Annotated in this window: 17 protein-coding genes; 8 read left to right on the plus strand and 9 right to left on the minus strand. The window is 65.8% G+C overall.

Annotation, left to right across the window (positions count from 1 at the left end; genetic code table 11):
- Positions 1-46: 46 nt before the first annotated feature.
- From ACVZTU_RS03200 to ACVZTU_RS03210, 3 genes are all read right to left on the minus strand, one after another.
- Positions 47-469, minus strand: coding sequence for an organic hydroperoxide resistance protein (locus ACVZTU_RS03200; RefSeq protein ID WP_139469879.1), 423 nt, complete (start codon positions 467-469; stop codon positions 47-49).
- A gap of 118 nt (positions 470-587) precedes the next feature.
- Positions 588-1,061, minus strand: a complete 474-nt coding sequence (locus tag ACVZTU_RS03205) for a MarR family winged helix-turn-helix transcriptional regulator (RefSeq protein ID WP_139469880.1) — start codon at positions 1,059-1,061, stop codon at positions 588-590.
- A gap of 214 nt (positions 1,062-1,275) precedes the next feature.
- Entirely contained in the window at positions 1,276-2,445 is a 1,170-nt protein-coding gene (locus ACVZTU_RS03210; protein ID WP_248284078.1) for an SPFH domain-containing protein, read from the minus strand.
- Positions 2,446-2,646: 201 nt separating this feature from the next.
- Between ACVZTU_RS03210 and ACVZTU_RS03215 the strand changes: the two genes are divergently transcribed.
- Positions 2,647-3,345, plus strand: coding sequence for a FadR/GntR family transcriptional regulator (locus tag ACVZTU_RS03215; RefSeq protein ID WP_139469881.1), 699 nt, complete (start codon positions 2,647-2,649; stop codon positions 3,343-3,345).
- Between the two features lie 83 nt (positions 3,346-3,428).
- Complete coding sequence (gene nagB, locus ACVZTU_RS03220) at positions 3,429-4,211, plus strand: glucosamine-6-phosphate deaminase (RefSeq protein ID WP_139469882.1); 783 nt, start codon at positions 3,429-3,431, stop codon at positions 4,209-4,211.
- An 84-nt stretch (positions 4,212-4,295) separates the two neighbouring features.
- Here the strand turns inward: nagB and ACVZTU_RS03225 are convergent, their stop codons facing one another.
- From ACVZTU_RS03225 to ACVZTU_RS03240, 4 genes are all read right to left on the minus strand, one after another.
- On the minus strand, positions 4,296-4,982 hold the full coding sequence (locus tag ACVZTU_RS03225) for an N-acetylmannosamine-6-phosphate 2-epimerase (protein WP_139469883.1): 687 nt from the start codon (positions 4,980-4,982) through the stop codon (positions 4,296-4,298).
- An 81-nt stretch (positions 4,983-5,063) separates the two neighbouring features.
- Positions 5,064-6,122 (minus strand): ROK family protein, encoded by a 1,059-nt coding sequence (locus ACVZTU_RS03230; protein WP_482401398.1) that lies wholly within the window; start codon positions 6,120-6,122, stop codon positions 5,064-5,066.
- Positions 6,119-7,039, minus strand: coding sequence for a dihydrodipicolinate synthase family protein (locus ACVZTU_RS03235; RefSeq protein ID WP_139469884.1), 921 nt, complete (start codon positions 7,037-7,039; stop codon positions 6,119-6,121). The genes ACVZTU_RS03230 and ACVZTU_RS03235 overlap by 4 nt, the downstream gene beginning before the upstream one ends.
- 10 nt (positions 7,040-7,049) lie before the next feature.
- The gene (locus ACVZTU_RS03240) at positions 7,050-8,714 is read right to left on the minus strand and encodes a sodium:solute symporter family protein (protein ID WP_139469885.1); all 1,665 of its coding nucleotides are present in this window, start codon (positions 8,712-8,714) and stop codon (positions 7,050-7,052) included.
- A gap of 320 nt (positions 8,715-9,034) precedes the next feature.
- Here ACVZTU_RS03240 and ACVZTU_RS03245 point away from each other — a divergent pair, with 320 nt between their 5' ends.
- The 6 genes from ACVZTU_RS03245 (at position 9,035) to ACVZTU_RS03270 (ending at position 14,796) form a co-directional block, all read left to right on the plus strand.
- On the plus strand, positions 9,035-9,922 hold the full coding sequence (locus ACVZTU_RS03245) for a CoA transferase (RefSeq protein WP_482401399.1): 888 nt from the start codon (positions 9,035-9,037) through the stop codon (positions 9,920-9,922).
- Between the two features lie 141 nt (positions 9,923-10,063).
- Positions 10,064-11,143, plus strand: a complete 1,080-nt coding sequence (locus tag ACVZTU_RS03250) for a glycosyltransferase family 2 protein (RefSeq protein ID WP_482401400.1) — start codon at positions 10,064-10,066, stop codon at positions 11,141-11,143.
- Positions 11,140-12,057: a hypothetical protein gene (locus ACVZTU_RS03255; RefSeq protein ID WP_482401401.1), complete on the plus strand. Its 918-nt coding sequence runs from the start codon at positions 11,140-11,142 to the stop codon at positions 12,055-12,057. The genes ACVZTU_RS03250 and ACVZTU_RS03255 overlap by 4 nt, the downstream gene beginning before the upstream one ends.
- Positions 12,058-12,146: 89 nt before the next feature.
- Positions 12,147-12,608, plus strand: a complete 462-nt coding sequence (locus tag ACVZTU_RS03260) for a DUF3151 domain-containing protein (RefSeq protein WP_482401402.1) — start codon at positions 12,147-12,149, stop codon at positions 12,606-12,608.
- Between the two features lie 103 nt (positions 12,609-12,711).
- Positions 12,712-14,181 (plus strand): MFS transporter, encoded by a 1,470-nt coding sequence (locus ACVZTU_RS03265; protein WP_482401403.1) that lies wholly within the window; start codon positions 12,712-12,714, stop codon positions 14,179-14,181.
- A gap of 162 nt (positions 14,182-14,343) precedes the next feature.
- Positions 14,344-14,796 (plus strand): MaoC/PaaZ C-terminal domain-containing protein, encoded by a 453-nt coding sequence (locus ACVZTU_RS03270; protein WP_482401404.1) that lies wholly within the window; start codon positions 14,344-14,346, stop codon positions 14,794-14,796.
- A 124-nt stretch (positions 14,797-14,920) separates the two neighbouring features.
- Here ACVZTU_RS03270 and ACVZTU_RS03275 read toward each other — a convergent pair whose 3' ends face one another.
- Both ACVZTU_RS03275 and ACVZTU_RS03280 read right to left on the minus strand, forming a co-directional pair.
- Positions 14,921-16,180: an IS30 family transposase gene (locus tag ACVZTU_RS03275; RefSeq protein WP_139470450.1), complete on the minus strand. Its 1,260-nt coding sequence runs from the start codon at positions 16,178-16,180 to the stop codon at positions 14,921-14,923.
- A gap of 235 nt (positions 16,181-16,415) precedes the next feature.
- Positions 16,416-16,760 (minus strand): ArsR/SmtB family transcription factor, encoded by a 345-nt coding sequence (locus tag ACVZTU_RS03280; protein ID WP_139469891.1) that lies wholly within the window; start codon positions 16,758-16,760, stop codon positions 16,416-16,418.
- Between the last annotated feature and the right edge of the window lie 90 nt (positions 16,761-16,850).

Here is a 16,850-nt window from a genome sequence, read left to right on the forward strand (position 1 = left end):
GGCCAGCGGAGGACTGCCGCCCATGCCAGGCAGACGCGGTCGGAACTCAGTCGTCGGTGACGGTGATGGTGACGTCGATGTTGCCGCGGGTGGCATTCGAGTACGGGCAGACCTGGTGGGCCTTGTCGGCCAGGGCCTGTGCCTCGGCTTTGTCGAGGTGCGGGAGGGTGACCTCGAGTTCGACAGCGAGCTGGAACCCGCCCTCATTGTTCTTGCCGATGCTCACTCGTGAGCCGACCGCAGAGTCGTCGACGTTCGCCTTGGCCTGACCGGCCACGAGGCGCAGCGCCGAGTGATAGCAGGCCGCGTAGCCGACCGCGAAGAGCTGCTCGGGATTCGTGCCGTTGCCGCTGCCGCCCATCTCCGCGGGTGTGGCGAGATCGACGTCGACCTTTCCGTCGTTTGTGCGACCGTGGCCGTCGCGGCCTTCGCCGGTAGCCAGTGCCTCTGCAGTGTAGAGAGCCTTCATGATTCTTCCTTCCGTTGGCGGTGCGTTGTGGGTTAGTAGGGTTTTGTGGGTTGGTAGAGCTATCTGGGCTGGACGTGCGCTCTGGGGCAGGGCATTGATCGGTCTCGCATCGGGGCCGTCAGCGGGCCGCAGTCGAGTCGGTGACGGCCGCGGGATCTCCGCGCAGGTTCCTCGTCAGAGTGCGCAGGGTCTCGAGCAGCTCGGGCATCGCGGCGGGGTCGAGCTGCGTGCGCTCACCGATGCGAGCCGGAACGCACTCGGCGCGCTCCTTGGCTGCGGCGCCCTCGGCGCTGGGGCGGATGAACACACTGCGCGAGTCCTCGGCGGAGCGGTGACGGGTGACGTAGCCGAGCGATTCCAGCCGCGACAGCAGCGGAGACAGCGTGCCCGAATCGAGCTGCAGACGCTCACCGAGGTGTTTGACGGTCACGCCGTCGGGCGCGGAATCCTCCTCCCACAGCACAAGCATCACCAGATACTGCGGATAGGTGATGCCGAGCTCGGCCAGCAGATCCTTGTATGACGCGGTCATTGCACGCGACGCCGAGTAGAGGGCGAAGCAGAGCTGTCGGTCGAGGTCGAGCGTATTCATAACTAAATGGTTGCACACAATTCAATTGGGCACAACTGATTATCAGAAGTCGGATGAACGGGGATCGAGGTGAACACAGCGGAGGGGCGGGCGAAGATCTCTCTTCGCCCGCCCCTCCGCTGTGTGGTGCCTCAGTCGTTCGCCGGCACTCGGTGTCGTGCGGTGGCGTTCGGGCAGCTTCGGCGGCGCTTCGGCAGCCTGGCTCTGCCCTGGGTCACTGCGGTGGATTCTGCTTGGAGTTCTTCCACTGCTGAGCTGCCGCTTGAGCCGACTGGGCTGCCGACCGAACGGACTGGCCGAGCGACTGGCCGGAACCTCCGGGGCCACCTGACTGACCGTCATGACCCGAGCCGTCGGAACCATCGGAGCCGCCCGTGCTCGGCGGGTTGGACGGCTGAGGGGGAACGCTGGCCCGCTCGGAGCGGTGGCTCGAGGTGTACCGGCTCTCGGGTGCCGTGAAGGTCGCTCCATCCTCGGCGGCGTTGGCGGCGAACAGGGCGTTGCGGATCTCCTGGCCCATCTCGCCCAGGCCGCCCGGGTTCGAGGGCATAAACAGCACGTTCGACCGGCCCTCCTGGGCGACGTTCTGCATGGTGTCGAAGTACTGGGTCATCATCAGCAGCTGCTCGGCCGTCTTGTCGATGCCCACCTCCTGCAGCTTCGCATACTGCTCGGCGATACCCGTCGCGATCGCCTTGCGCTGAGCGGCGACACCCTCGCCGTGGAGGCGCATCGCCTCGGACTCCGCCTGAGCCTGGGTGACGCGCTTGATCTTGTCCGCCTCGGCGAGCGATTGAGCGGCGACGCGGTCACGCTGTGCGGCATTGATCGAGTTCATCGAATCGCGGACCTTCGGGTCCGGGGTGATATCCGTGACCAGGCTGCTGACGATCTTGAAGCCGTAGCGCTTCATCGATTCCGAGAGCCGGCCCTCGACGTTCTCCGCGATATCGTCCTTCGACTCGAACGCCGTGTCCAGAGTCAGGCCCGACAGAGCCGAACGAACGGTGTCGAAGACGTAGGAGCGGATCTGCTCCTCGGAGTTCGCCAGCTTGTAGTAGGCGTCGGCGACATTGTTCTCTTCGACGACGTACTGGACGGCGACGGGAACCGTGACGAAGACGTTGTCCTTCGTCTTCGACTCGATGTTGACCTCGAGCTGCTGGACGCGCAGCGAGATCGGCCGGCTCGTCGTCTCGATGAACGGCACCTTCGTGTTCAGTCCCGGCTTCGCCACTTTCTTGAATTTGCCGAATCGCTCGACGATGACGTTCTCCTGCGTCTTCACCGTGAAGAACATGCTGGTGCGCAGCTTGCCGAAAAGCAGAACGGCGATGATGAGGATGACGATGATTATGGCGAATGTGGCCACCAATCCAGTCATGGGTGCTCCAATGCGTCGTAGATTTCGGCCGCCGAGCGACCGCCTGTGACTACCACCCTAGTAGCCGGGACGGCATCCGCATATGCCAAGGCCGGTTGACGTCACGGTCCAAGCGTCTCGACATCGAAGAGCGACTGCCGACACATCTGATGTCAGATGTATACTGGAGAATCAGCGTGGAACGACCAGCAGAAGGTGATCATGGCGGAGCCGACAGGGACCGGACGGAAAGTGACGACCTCCGACAGAATCAAGGATCTCATCCTCTCCGATGGTCTGCATCCCGGAGACCTGCTGCCGACCGAAGGCGAACTGTGCACCCGCCTCGGCGTCTCGCGCTCGAACGTCCGGGAAGCCATCCGCAAGCTCTCGACCCTCGACATCGTCGACGTCCGGCACGGTCATGGCACCTACGTCGGCGAGATGACGCTCGACGCGCTCGTCGAAGCCCTCGTCTTCCGAGGCGTCCTCAGCCCCGGTGACGACCTCGACGCACTGCGCGATGTCGTCGAAGTGCGCAAGGCCCTCGACCACGGAATGTCCGAGCAGATCGTCCACGCCCTCAACGGCACGGAGAATTCCGAGCTCAAGGACCTGGTCGACGAGATGACCGCGCTCGCCGCTGACGGCAAGACCTTCCCGCAGCAGGATCGCGCCTTTCACACGGGACTGCTCGCGAAACTCGGAAACTCGCTCGTCGGCCAACTCGTCGCGGCGTTCTGGGATGTGCACACTGCCGTCCTGCCCAAACTCAACGTCGCCGTGGCCGCCGACCTGGAGCAGACCGCACGTGCCCACGGCCTCATGCTCGAAGCGGCAGAATCCGGCGACGCCGAAGCCTTTCGCGCCGCGATCACCGCCCACTATGAGCCGATCATGCGAGCCCTCGAACAGAAATGATTGACTGAAGAACAACGCCCACGCCGCCGATTGGGGCAGCGCCGAACGCAGACTATAGAGCGCAGAACGCCGAAGGAGACCACATGGAAGTCGTCATCGCCGACGAATACACGCTGGCGGAGCTCGCCGCCGACGCGATCGAGGAGCTGCTGCGCACCGAGGCTGCACCGGTCATCGGGCTGGCGACCGGCTCGAGCCCACTGCGCATCTACGACGAGCTGACCACCCGCCACAAGAACGAGGATCTGTCCTTCGCCCACGCGCAGGCGTTCATGCTCGACGAATACGTCGGCATCGCCGACGAACATCCGCAGCGCTATCGCAACGTCATCGACGCCGAGATCGCCACTCGCGTCGATTTCGCCGAGGGGGCCGTCCACGGTCCCGAGGGATCCGCCGATGACCTGGCGGCCGCCTCGGCGGACTATGAACGGAGGATCGCTGAGGCGGGCGGGATTGACCTGCAGATCCTCGGGATCGGCAGCGACGGTCACATCGCGTTCAACGAACCCGGATCGTCCCTGGCCTCGCGGACACGGGTGAAATCCCTGACGCACCAGACGCGGCTCGACAATGCGCGGTTCTTCGACGGCGACGTCGAGCAGGTGCCGAAGCTGTGCTTGACCCAGGGTCTGGGCACGATCATGGAGGCGAAGCATCTCGTGCTCGTCGCGACCGGAGGCAACAAGGCCGAGGCGGTGCATCAGATGGTCGAGGGGCCGATCTCGGCGATGTGGCCCGCGACCGTGCTGCAGATGCACCCGCATGTCACTGTCATGCTCGATGATGCGGCGGCGTCGCGGCTGCAGCTCGGCGACTATTACCGCCACGCGTACGAGAACAAGCCCGAGTGGCAGAGCCTCTGAACGATTTCGGCCCGGGCAGGCAGCTGGCGAACTCAGCCCGGGCCGCTTACCTGCGAACTTGACTTGGGCCGTTGGCTCCCGAGCTCAGCCCTCGACGGCCTCGGTGAACCACGAGGTGATCGTCGCGGGATGCGTGATCGCGGTGCCCACGACCACGGAGTCGGCGCCGGCTGAGCGGGCGGCGGCGGCATGCAACGGGGTGTGGATGCGGCCCTCGGCGACGAGCAGCGCAGGCAGCTCGGCCGCTCGGATCGCGCTGATGAGTTCGAGATCGGGACCCTCGGTCCTCGCCCGTTCGCCGGTGTAGCCGGCCAGGGTAGTTCCGATGATGTCGGCGCCGGCCTCGACCGCGGCCTTCGCATCATCGAGGCTGCCGCAATCGGCCATGACCAGGGCATTCGTCTGTTCGTGGAGGCGAGTGACCGTCTCGGCCAGGCTCAGTCCGTCGGGGCGTCCCCGCCGCGTCCCGTCGAGGGCGACGATGTGGGATCCGGCCAGAGCCACTGCATACGCGTGTTGGAAGGTCGGGGTGATGACGACTCCGTCCTTGCCGTCTTTCCAGAGCCCGATGACCGGGGCGTCGACGGCCGACCGTGTTGCCTGAATGTCGCCGAGTCCCTGCACTCGTACGGCTGCTGCTCCTCCGCTGACCGCCGAGGCAGCCACCTGAGCCATCGTTCTCGGATCGCGCATCGGCTCGCCGGGATAGGCCTGAGCGGAGACGATGAGCCGTCCCCGCAGCGCCTCGAGGATCTCGGTCTTCGACAGCATCAGTGAGTCTCCTTCTTCTGGCGGTTCTCCTCGCCGTTCGGCGAGTTCGTCAGTGTGTTGGTGCGGCGGGAGGGAAGCGTCTCAGTGCTTCTGGCCAGGCGCGTCATTCCAGAGGCCGGCAGCGCCGATGAGCGCGGCGTCCTGCCCCAATTCTGCCTTCACCAGCGGGGTTCCGGAGGCGGCGGGGATGAGTTCCGCGGCGAAAGCCTCGCGCAGAGGTGCCCACCAGGTCTCGTCCATATCGGCGAGTCCGCCGCCGATGACGACGAGCTCGGGGGAGAGCACGTTGACGATCCCACCGAGTGCCGAGCCGAGGGCACGCGCCCCGATGTCGAAGGCGCGAAGCGCCAATGCATCCCCCGCCGAGGCGGCCACCGCCAATTCTCGGGTGTTCGTTGGGGCTGGCGCAGGGGTGGGAGAGGTGATCCCGGAGGCCAGTCGCCGGTAGGTCTCGAGAATAGCCGGGCCCGAAGCGATGGCTTCGACGTGACCGGTGCCGCCGCACGGGCAGGCCAGTCCGGCCGCGGCTGCCGAGGGCACATGCCCGATGTGACCGGCGGCAGAATTCCTGCCAGTGAGCAGGTGACGATCGGTGATGAGCCCGCCGCCGATGCCGGTGCCCGCCGCGACGAGCAGCGAACTCCGAGTGCCGCTGGAGGCACCGGCGGCCGCCTCGCCGAGGGCATGAGCGTGCACATCGTTGACGACGCGCACGGGTAGGTCGGTGCGGGCGGAGAGTTCGGAGACCACGTCCGTTCCGGCCCATCCGGGCAGCGACTCCGTCGCCGAGACCACAGTCCCCGTCACAGGGTCGATGGCCCCGGCCGCGCCGATGCCGATCCGCCACGCGAATTCGGAACCTGAGCCGTCCCCGCCTCCGGATTCGGCGGCACTCGACGTGGACCCGGCACCATGCGAATCCGACACAGCACCACGCGAAGCGGACCCGGCGCCACGCGAACCCGACGTCTCCGCGATGACGGCGGCGGCCACCTCGGCGATGGAGTCGAGAACGGCCCGGGCACCCGCGGTCGCGGGAGTCGGCACGCTGCGCACGTGCGCAAGTTCGCCGTCGATGACGGAGCCGGCACGGATCTTCGTGCCTCCGACATCGACGGCGACGGTGGCGGGCAGGGTCACAGCAGTCCTGCGGCGGCGACGATTTCGCGGACGTGCTCGGTCTCATCGGCGTTGAGTGCTTCCATCGGTTCGGCCATCCGGTTCGAGCCGATGACGCCCATGAGCTGCAGGGCGGTCTTGAATCCGCCGAGGCCGGCCGCACCTGCGGACACGCGTCCCGGGGTCGCGGCTCCGGTGATGTCGAACAGAGCCGCCACGCGGTCCTGCTCGGCAGCCGCTGCCTGCCAGTCGCCGGCCTTCGCTGCATCATAGATGCGCACATATCCGGCGGGGTCGACGTTGCCGAGCCCGGGGACGATGCCCGCCGCGCCGCCGAGCATCGCACCGTCGGTGACCACCTCGTGGCCGGTGAAGACGGCGAAGTCCGGCAGGTGCTTCGTCGCGAGGAGCAGACGGCGGAAGCCGACATCGTCGCCAGAGGAGTCCTTGACTCCGGCGATGACACCCTCCTCGGCGAGGCGGACGAGGACGTCGAGCGGCATCTTCATATGCGTGCGCACCGGCACGTCATAGGCGAACAGGGGCACGCTGATATGGGCGGCGACGGTGCGCAGATGGCGCTCCACCTCGGCGGCGTCGGACAGCGCATAGAACGGCGTGGTCACGACGGCTGCGTCACCGCCGATGGCCAGCAGACGGTCGGCCTCTTCGAGGACCCGGGTCGTCGTCTGCTCGCTGATGCCCACGAGGACGGGCACCCTGCCGGCGGCGGCCTCGATCGCGGTGGAGAGGACGAGGTCACGCTCGGCGTTCGTCAGGTACGGGACCTCGCCGGAGGACCCGAGGACGAAGATTCCGTGCACACCGCCGGCGACGAGGTGGTCGACGAGGGCGGCCAGCCCGGCGCGGTCGATCTCACCGTCGGTGGTGCGCGGGGTCAGCAGCGGCGGGATGATTCCGTGGAAGTCAGCAGTCATGGTCGTGTCCTTACTTGTCGTACTTGTCATTGTTCGCCGAGGCGGCCCCGGGGTCGGCCGGAGCCGATCCGTTCGTCAGGGCAGAGTCGGCGGAGACCGCGAGGGAGGAGGCCACGGATGCGGCGGTCTCCCGGGCAGGTTCGGTGGGGACTCGGCGAGTGTAGGCCGAGCGCTTTCCGTAGATCGTCAGCGGCAGCACATCGTGGTCGCCGCGGCCGCGCTGCATCGCTCCGGTGAGCAGGGAGATGAGGTAGCCGAAGACCATGGCGCCGATGAACGCGACGGTGGAGACCGCGAACGGTGTGAGTCCGGCCTGCTCCTGGACGACCCAGGCCAGGGCGGCACCGAGCAGGAGGCCGGCGAGCACTCCCGAGGTGTTCGCCCGCTTCGTGAAGATACCGAGGGCGAAGACGCCGGCCAGTGGGACGCCGAAGAGTCCGGTGATCGAGAGGAACAGGTCCCAGGTCTGGGCCTGATCGGTCGCCGAGAGGTAGAGCGCAACCCCGACGGACAGGGCACCGACGATGACAATGACGGCGCGGGAGAAGCCGACGCCCGTGCGAGGCCGGCCGTCCTTGGGTGGGAAGAAGCGGTCGCGGATGTCGACGGTCACGCAGGCCGAGATCGAGTTGAGGCTCGAGGAGATCGTCGACTGCGCGGCAGCAAAGATCGCGGCGATGAGCAGACCCGAGACACCGGCCGGCAGAGCGGTGACCGCGAAGTAAGGCACGAGCGCCGAGGTGTTGAAGCCTTCCGGCAGAGCCTCCGAGTGCTGGTAGAAGCTGTAGAGCACAGTGCCGATGCCATAGAACAGCGGGATCGTCAGCAGGGCGAGGAAGCCGTTGACGATGAGCGAACGGGCCGTCGACTTCGGCGAATCCGTGGTCTGGTAGCGCTGGACGACGTCCTGGCTGGCCGTGTACTGATGCAGGTTGTTGAAGACCGAACCGAGGAAGACGATCGGGATGGCCGCTGCCGCTCCGCCGAACTTCCAGTTGTCGGCAGAGATGAACTTGTCATCGGCCGCGGCGTCGGCGGCGACCGTGACGAGACCTCCGTCGATGGCCATGACGCCGAAGACGAGGATGACCGCAGCACCCACGAGGAGGATGATGCCCTGGACGACATCGGACCAGATGACGCCCTCGATTCCGCCGAGGAAGGTATAGACGACCGAGAGCACGCCGACGGCTCCGGCGACGAGCGCCGGGTTGATGTCGGTGACCGAACTGATGGCCAGTGTCGGCAGGTAGATGACGATGGCGACGCGGCCGATGTGGAAGAGGACGAAGAGAACCGAGCCGAGCACGCGGATGCTCGGGCCGAAGCGTTCCTCGAGGTACTCGTACGCCGTGGTGACGTCGAGCTTGCGGAAGAACGGGATATAGAAGATCACGAGCAGCGGGACGATCGCGAAGATCGCGATATTGCCGGCTGCATAGGACCAGTCGGCGAGGAAGGCCTGCTCGGGCGTGGACATATACGTGATCGCCGACAGCGTCGTCGCGTAGATGGAGAAGCCCGCCGCCCAGGCAGGGATCCGCCCGCTGGCCTTGAAGAACTCCTCTGTTCCTCCGCTTGCTCTCTTGGTGAACCAGACTCCGATGCCGAGGGTGGCCAAGAGGTAGATGATGATCACGGCCCAGTTGAGGCCGCCGAGTCCCGGAGCGTCCATGCTCCCTCCTCACGTGGATGAACGTAGGGGACCGGCGCGGGCGTGAGTGCGAGCGGAAGTCCCATCTGACTTATAGAACCAACACGTAAGACGTATGATGTCCTATGTTGTGAATGTACGGGAATGTGCGGCACGGCACAACCCGGCAGACGGTGGATGTGTTATCCGCGCTGGTGAGGGTGGGTGGATCATGTGGGGCCGACGACAATCGGGCGCCGCTTATTGAACACTCTTTCAGTTTCCAATACATTCGGTGAAAGACGATGACGTGCAGCAGTCGTGCTGTGAGCCGATTCCATGGCCGAATACGAGGAGACGCGGTGCCCGACCAGCAACCACTTGACGGAGTCACGGTGATCACTCTCGCCGTGAACCTGCCCGGCCCCTTGGCCGCCGCCCGATTGAGCGCCCTGGGAGCCGAGGTCATCAAGGTCGAACCGCTCACCGGCGACCCTCTCGATGCCGCTGTGCCCGAGTACTACCGAGAACTGACCGTCGGCCAGGACATCCGCAGAATCGACCTCAAGGACCCTACCGGCAAGGCAGAGCTCGAGGCCCTCGCCGCCGATGCCCAGGTGCTGCTGACGGCGATGAGACCGCGGGCGGCGGCCGCTCTCGGCCTGCCCGAGCTCGTCGAACAGCATGGGCTTGTCCATGTCGAGATCGTCGGCTTTGCCGGAGACCGCGCCGATGTGCCCGGCCACGACCTCACCTATCAGGCAGCGCATTCCACACTCGTACCCGGCACGATGCCGACCGTGCCCATCGCCGACGTCCTCGGCGGAGAACACGCCGCCCTCGAAGCGCTCGCCGGCCTGCGCCAGAAGGAGCAGCTGGGTGCCGCCGGCGGCATCGTCAAGCGGGTCGTCCTCGACGACGCTGCCGCATGGGCGGCAGGGCCGGCACGGCACGGTCTGAGCTCACCCGGAGGCCACCTCGGCGGGGGATCACCGTTCTATCGGACCTACCCGACGTCCGACGGGCACATCGCCGTCGCCTGCCTCGAGCCCCATTTCGCGAAGGTGCTGGCCGCGCACATCGGCACCGAGGAGGCCGTACTCGAGCGCACCTTCGCCGAGAAGCCGACCGCGCACTGGGTGGAATTCGCCGCAGAGCACGACCTGCCGATCGAACGAGTCGCGCTCGGTTCCGGTCAGAATCCAGGTCGCTATCGGACACTTTCTGCGAACAGGAATATCCGGTGTTGACCTAGATTCGAGTGCTGGTGTCCGATGGTGACCTGAAGTCGGGATGTGCGGTCGAATGCGACGAGGAAGTCTCAGCTCGACAGAGCCCACCTGTACGCCCCCTCAAGGCCGAGCATTCACGGGTGTGGGAAGATTGAGGGCGTGTCGAAAGTACTTGAGATCCTGACCCCGGAGGGCCTTCCGCCGCTTAACGAGAAGCCCGGTGTCTCCTTCATCATGCCGGTCCTCAACGAGGCCGAACACATTGAGCAGGCGATCACCACGATTCTCGCTCAGGAGTACGACGGGGACAAGGAGATCGTCCTCGCCCTCGGCCCCTCGACCGACGATACGAACGCCATCATCGCATCGATGGCTGCGCATGATCCGCGGATCCAGACTGTCGACAATCCGCAGGCCGCGACTCCGATCGGACTCAACCTCGCGATCGCCGCGACCCGACACCCGGTGATCATCCGCGTCGACGCGCACTCCGGACTCGGCGCCGACTACACCAGACAGGCGATCGACACTCTGCGCGAGACGAAGGCCGCGAACTGCGGCGGACTCATGCTCGCCCGCGGCAAGACCTCCTTCCAGAAGGCCGTGGCACGGGCATACATGTCCCCGGTCGGCCTCGGCGGTCCCGCCTACCACTCCGGCGACGAGGCGCAGGAAGCCGAATCGGCCTACCTCGGCGTCTACCGTCGGGAAGTGTTCGACCACCTCGGCGGATTCGACGAAGGCATCAAACGCGGTCAGGACTGGGAACTCAACCTGCGCATCCGCTCCGCCGGCGGCCGCATCTGGTTCAACCCGGACATGGAAGTCACGTACTGGCCGCGCGGCACCTGGTCGAAGATCGCGCAGCAGTTCTGGGCCACCGGAATCTGGCGGGCCGAACTCATCCGCCGCTACGGGTCGCAGAACTCCATCCGCTACTTCGCCCCTCCGCTGCTCGTGCTCGGCATGGGCGCGGCCGTGATCGAGACCCTGCTCCAACTGTCCGGATCGACGAAGCGGTGGCCGAAGTTCCTCCGCCGCTTCACCTCCCTCATCCACGTCCCCAGCTTCGGCTACATCGCCGGAATCCTGGCCACCGCCTCGGCGGCGAAGGACTGCGGACGACGCGAGCGATTCTGGTTCGGTATCGTCCTGCCGACCATGCACCTGTGCTGGGGCGCCGGGTTCCTCCGGGGACTCGTCACCGGAGCCGGAACGACGAAGGACAGCAGCCGATGAGCAAGAAGAAACCGAGCCGGGCCCACCGGGACCGCTACGGCCGCGGCACCAATGATCCGCTGCCGAGCGTCGATCCCGAATCCCGCGAGCGGATTCCCGTGCCCGATCGTCCCGAGCCGAAGAAATTCAACGCACCCCTGTGGGCCGGCGCCATCGTCGTCCTCCTCGTCGCGGGTGTGTTCGCGATGAACATCTTCGGCTCCAAGGACCAGCTGACCGTCGATTCGCTCAACCCACCGGCCGTGGGCGCCCTCGACGGTGGATCGTCGGTGTACCCGGCGAACTCGAAGCTCGCCTTCACCGAGAACGTGAAGTTCGGCTACCTGCCCGCGCCCACACTCACCGCTCTGGGCGACGGCACGATCGTGGCCGCGAACCCGGAGACCGCCGCCGAGGACATGGGCCTGAAGAAGGGCCTCGACGAGCTCGACGCACACGAATTCCTCGACCAGACCATCAAACCGGCCCGCAAGAACACGAGTGCCGGCGATCCCATGACCTGGGACCAGATCGTCGACGAGTTCGGCGGGGACACCGTTTTCATGCCCGCCATCGACTCCGCCGAGGTGGCAACCCCGGCATTGAAGACCATCACCGAGGCGGAGCTCGAGGACTCGACGCTCGTGCGCACCGATGACCCCGAGGTGGCCCGGGCCGCCGCCGATGCGGGAGTCGGCGCCATGTTCACCGGGGACTACACGGTGAGCTCGGCTGAGGACCTCGATTCCGGCGGGTACACGGCAATGGCGGTTCGCGCCGATGATGCGTCGACCTGGGCCGAAACGGATCTGGCCGTCTGGGCCACCGATGTCAAGGACAAGAAGCAGCTCGAGAAGCTCGCCGACGCCGGGGTCACCGGAGCACTGAGTGCGAACCCGTACACGGTGCTGCCGTCCGAAGTGAAGAAGAACTGACTGCGGCCCCGAACTGAACGTGACGCTGGGGCGGACAGCCGCCTCGGCGAGAAAATGTTGACTACGACCCCGACTACGAAGGAGACGCAATGACTCAGCCCATCGGCAACCCGTCACACATCGGCAATCTGGATGCCAGCCAGCTCGGCCCGCAGCCGACCTACCTGCCCGATGACCACCCGGACGTCGACGCTCGCAAACGCATCGACGCAGGTGAAGAGCCAATCGATGTCGCGGCCGCACTGCCGGCCTCGTCCCTGGCCTGGGCAGAACTCGCGGATGAAGCGCACCAGGAAGGCCGCCTCGTCGACGCCTATGCCTATGCCCGCGTCGGTTACCACCGCGGACTCGACGCCCTGCGCGCTGCCGGTTGGCGCGGCGCGGGACCGATCCCGTATTCGCATGAGGTCAACCGCGGATTCCTCCGTGCGCTCTACGCGCTCGGCCGTGCCGCCGGAGCGATCGGCGAAGGCGAAGAGGCCACGCGCATCGAGGAGTTCCTGCACTCGTCCGACCCGAAGGCCGTGGAAGCCATCGGCCGCGGGGAGTAGGCCCGCCGCAGCTTTTTCGGACATATCGGCCTTCGTGGCGCGTGAGCAAACGCACCACGGAGGCCGATTGTGCTTGTCGCCAGGGCGGCGTAGAACTATATGAATGGGTAATGTTTCCGAGACGGTCATGACGGCAGAGCAGCGCAAGATCCTGGCGGTGATGCTCGTCCCGATGTTCATGTCGCTGCTGAGCGTCTCGATCGTCAATGTCATCCTCCCCGACATGCAGCGCTCGATCGGCGCCTCGAATTCGGCGATCCAGTGGGTGCTCTCGGGGTATACGCTCGCGTTCGGCGTGCTGCTCGTGGCCGCCGGCCGAGCCGGTGACCTCTTCGGCCGTGGTCGGCTCTTCGTCATCGGCGTCGGTGTCTTCGCCCTCGGTTCCCTCATCTCGGGACTGTCCCCGGACCCGCTCGTGCTCAACATCGCCCGTGTCGTCATGGGTCTCGGCTCCGGCCTGCTCAGCCCCCAGGGGGTGGGGATGCTCCAACAGTACTTCCACGGCCAGGTGCGCGGTCGCGCCTTCGGGATGTTCGGCACGATCGTCGGTGTCTCCGTGGGCATCGGCCCCGTGCTCGGCGGTGGACTCATCGCTGTTCTCGGCGACGAGTGGGGATGGCGTTCGGCGTTCCTCATCAACGTGCCGATCGCCCTGGCCGCAATCATCCTCGGCCGGTTCTGGCTCCCGAGGAGCGCCTGGGTCGGCGCCGGCACCGATTCCGACTCGCACGGCCGACGCCGCGCCGACTTCGACCCGGTTGGGCTCGTTCTGCTCGGCGTGGGCACGTTGCTGGTCATGCTGCCCTTCCTCGAGCGCAGCGCAGGTGCTTGGATCTACGCCCTCGTCCCGGTCGGCGTCGCCGTCGTCTGGCTGTGGGTGCGGTGGGAGAACCGATACTCCCGCCGAGGCGGATCACCGATGGTCGACATGCAGCTGTTCCGGACACGCAGCTTCGCGTACGGGGCGTCGCTGACGTCCATGTATTTCGTCGGTATGCCCGGCATCTGGGTCATCGTCGCGCTCTATTTGCAGAACGGTCTCGGATTCCCCGCCCTCCATGCGGGCCTCGTCGGTCTGCCCTCGGCGCTGCTCTCGGCGATCGCAGCACAGGCGGCCGGCCGTGTCGTGCTCACCTTCGGCCGGAAGATGGTCGTCCTCGGGGTCGCAATCGGTCTGACCGGGGTCGTCGCCTCGGCGCTCCTCGTGTTGGCGCATGAGGCCTGGGGGATCAGCATCTGGTGGCTGCTCCTCACACTCGGGGTCACCGGCCTCGGGCAGGGCATGGCGATCAGCCCGAATCAGACGCTCACTCTGGCTGAGGTGCCCGTCGAGTATGCGGGCAGCTCGGGCGGTGTGATGCAGACCGGGCAGCGGGTGGGCACGGCCATCGGCATCGCAATCGTCACCGCCGTGTTCTTCGTCGTCCAGCCGGTGGCCGGCTACGGCGCCGCCATCGTCGCGGGCTTCGGGTTCATTGCGCTCGTCATCGTCTTCGCCGGAATCATCGGACTGGTCGATCTTGCTCGCGGTCGGGCCAAGGCCCGGCAGGAGGGGCAGCCGGTCAGGAGCTGAGCCCCGCATCCCGCGCCTGCGATCGGGGCAGGCCCGGCTGTCGCCGGTGAGGAATCGGGCGAAGGGATTGCCGCCTTCCTCGAGATGCGTGCACCGAACTTTACAGCCGCCTCTGCGAAATCCGATGATGGAACTGAAAGAACGAGCGCAAGGAGGCGCAGAATGACTCTCTTCTATGAGGACCTGACCATCGGGCACGGGTGGACGAGCCCGGCGAGGACGATCACCGAATCCGACGTCGTCTCCTTCGCTCAGCTGACCGGGGACTTCCACCCGCTGCACACGAACGAACCCGTCGCGGCGAAGAGCCGGTTCGGCCAGCGCATCGCTCACGGAATGGTCGGGTTGACCTACGCGATCGGACTCATGCTCACCCGCAGCGGCGAGTTCGACGAATCGATCGCCGCGTTCCTCGGCGTCAAGGACTGGCGCTTCAGCGCTCCCGTGTTCTTCGGTGAGACGGTCCATATGCGCTACGAGATCACCGACCGGCGACTGTCGAAATCCGCCCCGTCCGACGGCATCGTCGATTTCCGCGTCGAGGTGCTCAATCAGAACGACGAGGTGGTTCAGGCGGGCACGCTTACGATGCTGGTGTCGGTGCGGCCCGGCTGAGTTCCAGGTTCCGACCGCTGCTGCGCGTTGAGGTCAACGGTCGTCCCGATTGCGACTTAAGTGGGGCCAGATTGCTCGTCTGCTCGAGGTGGGCTCAGTGTTCTAGTGCAACAGTGGGCTGGTCTCAGGCTACCTGCTCATGCAACAGATCAGCCAGGACCTCGGCCGGGGTCGCGAACCCGAGGACCTTCCGCGGCCTGCGGTTGAGCTGATCCTGCATCGCCTGGATCTCCTCGTCAGTAACCGACTCATCGAAGACCGTGCCCTTCGGGTAGTAGTCCCGAACGAGACCGTTGGAGTTCTCATTCGTCGGTCGTTGCCAGGGTGAGTGCGGGTCGCAGAAGTACACCTGGCAATCGGTGGCGACAGTGATCCGCAGATGCTCAGCCATCTCCTGACCCTGGTCCCACGTGAGAGTCGAGAACAACGCTTCCGGCAGGGAAGCGATCATGTCCTGGACTAGTCCGGTGACGGTGACCGATTCGCGGTTGTTCGGCAGTTTCCGGATCAAGGAGAACCGGGACCGGCGTTCGAAGACGGTCACCAGGCCACCGGCGTGGGAATCGACGACGAGATCACCCTCCCAGTGGCCAGGAACAGTGCGGTCGGCAGCTTGTGAGGGACGGTCGGTCAACAAGGCACCATCGAGCCAGGGACGGTTGGACCGACGCGGCAGCTTCGACTGTGGCTTCCTTCCCGTCTGTCCCGATCGGAGGGCTTTGACCACGGCCAGCTCGTGACGCAGGGATCCGCGTCCTTGGACGTAGAGAGCTTGGTAGACCGTTTCGTGGCTCACGTGCAGGTCCTTCCGGTCAGGGTAGTCACGCCGAAGCCTACCGGCGACCTGTTCGGGCGAGCACTTGTCGTTGAGCCCGTTGATCACGTGAGCCCGCAGCCACGGATCCTCGAGACGTGTGCGACGGTGTTTCTTGCGTGCCTGTCGGGCATAGGTGCGGCCGTGGGCGCCGGCGGCACTGTAGACCGGGTGTGGGCTGATTCTGTCGTATTGGATGAGTCGGTTGCGGCGGATCTCTCGGGACACGGTTGACGGAGCAACACCGAGTTGAGTCGCGATGGTTCTCATCGACAATGGCGGATCTGATTGCAGGCCAGCCTGGATCGTCATTCGGTCGGCGATCGTCAGGTGGCGGTAGGCAGGTGGTCGTGGTGGTGCCGGGGCAGCAACGATGGTGGTCGGCATGGACAGTATTCTGCCGGTCCTGCCTTTGGGCAGGCCGAGTCGCCGCGCCCACCGGGTGACGGTGTTGAGGTTGATGCCGAGGTGGTCAGCGATCGCTGATCGTGGTCTGCCTTCGAGGAGGAGCCAGAAGAGTTCGTCGAGGACGTGGAAGGGCAGCCGTGGACGTCTGTAGTGCGTGGTCATGGGGGTGTTCCTTCGTTCAGTGGAAACACCCGGTCTGATAGTGCTGGTCAGACCGGGTGTTGCACTAGAACCTAGAAACCGCCCGTAAGCAGCGGGCAATCTGGCCCCACTTAACTTTCGTCAGCGGGGGAGAGGGGGCTTGTTCGTGCGGGGAGAGGCGCCTGATCGCTCGTCTCGACGAGGGTCCGCGCAGAAGCGAATCGGCGAATTCGGGCTTGGAGGTGGAGCGGCCGGGTCAGTCGCGAGATTCGGGGGCGGTCGCCTCGGCGCGTTCGATGTCCTGGGCGGCGAACACGGCGTCGAGGAGGCCGGGGAAACGGGCGTCGAGATCGTCCTTGCGCAGGGTATTCATGATCTTCGTGCCCTCATATTCCTGGCGGATCACCCCCGCTTCGCGCAGTGTGCGGAAGTGGTAGGTCGCCGTGGACTTCGACACCGGCAGCTCGAAGGTCGCACACGCATGATCGCCGAAAGCGTCGTTGAGTTTGCAGGCGACGGTCCGGCGGACCGGGTCGGCGAGGGCGGCCAGGACGGTGTCGAGTCTCATCTCGTCCCTGCTGGGGTGGTCGAGTGTGCGCATCTGGATCCTCCCATCTCGCCATCGTGTCGGTCAGCGTCGGTGGATGTCGTCTGAACAGCCACCGATCACAGGTAGCGCCGCATCTCTCCA

The sequence above is a fragment of the Brevibacterium sp. OS20 genome (assembly GCF_056837565.1).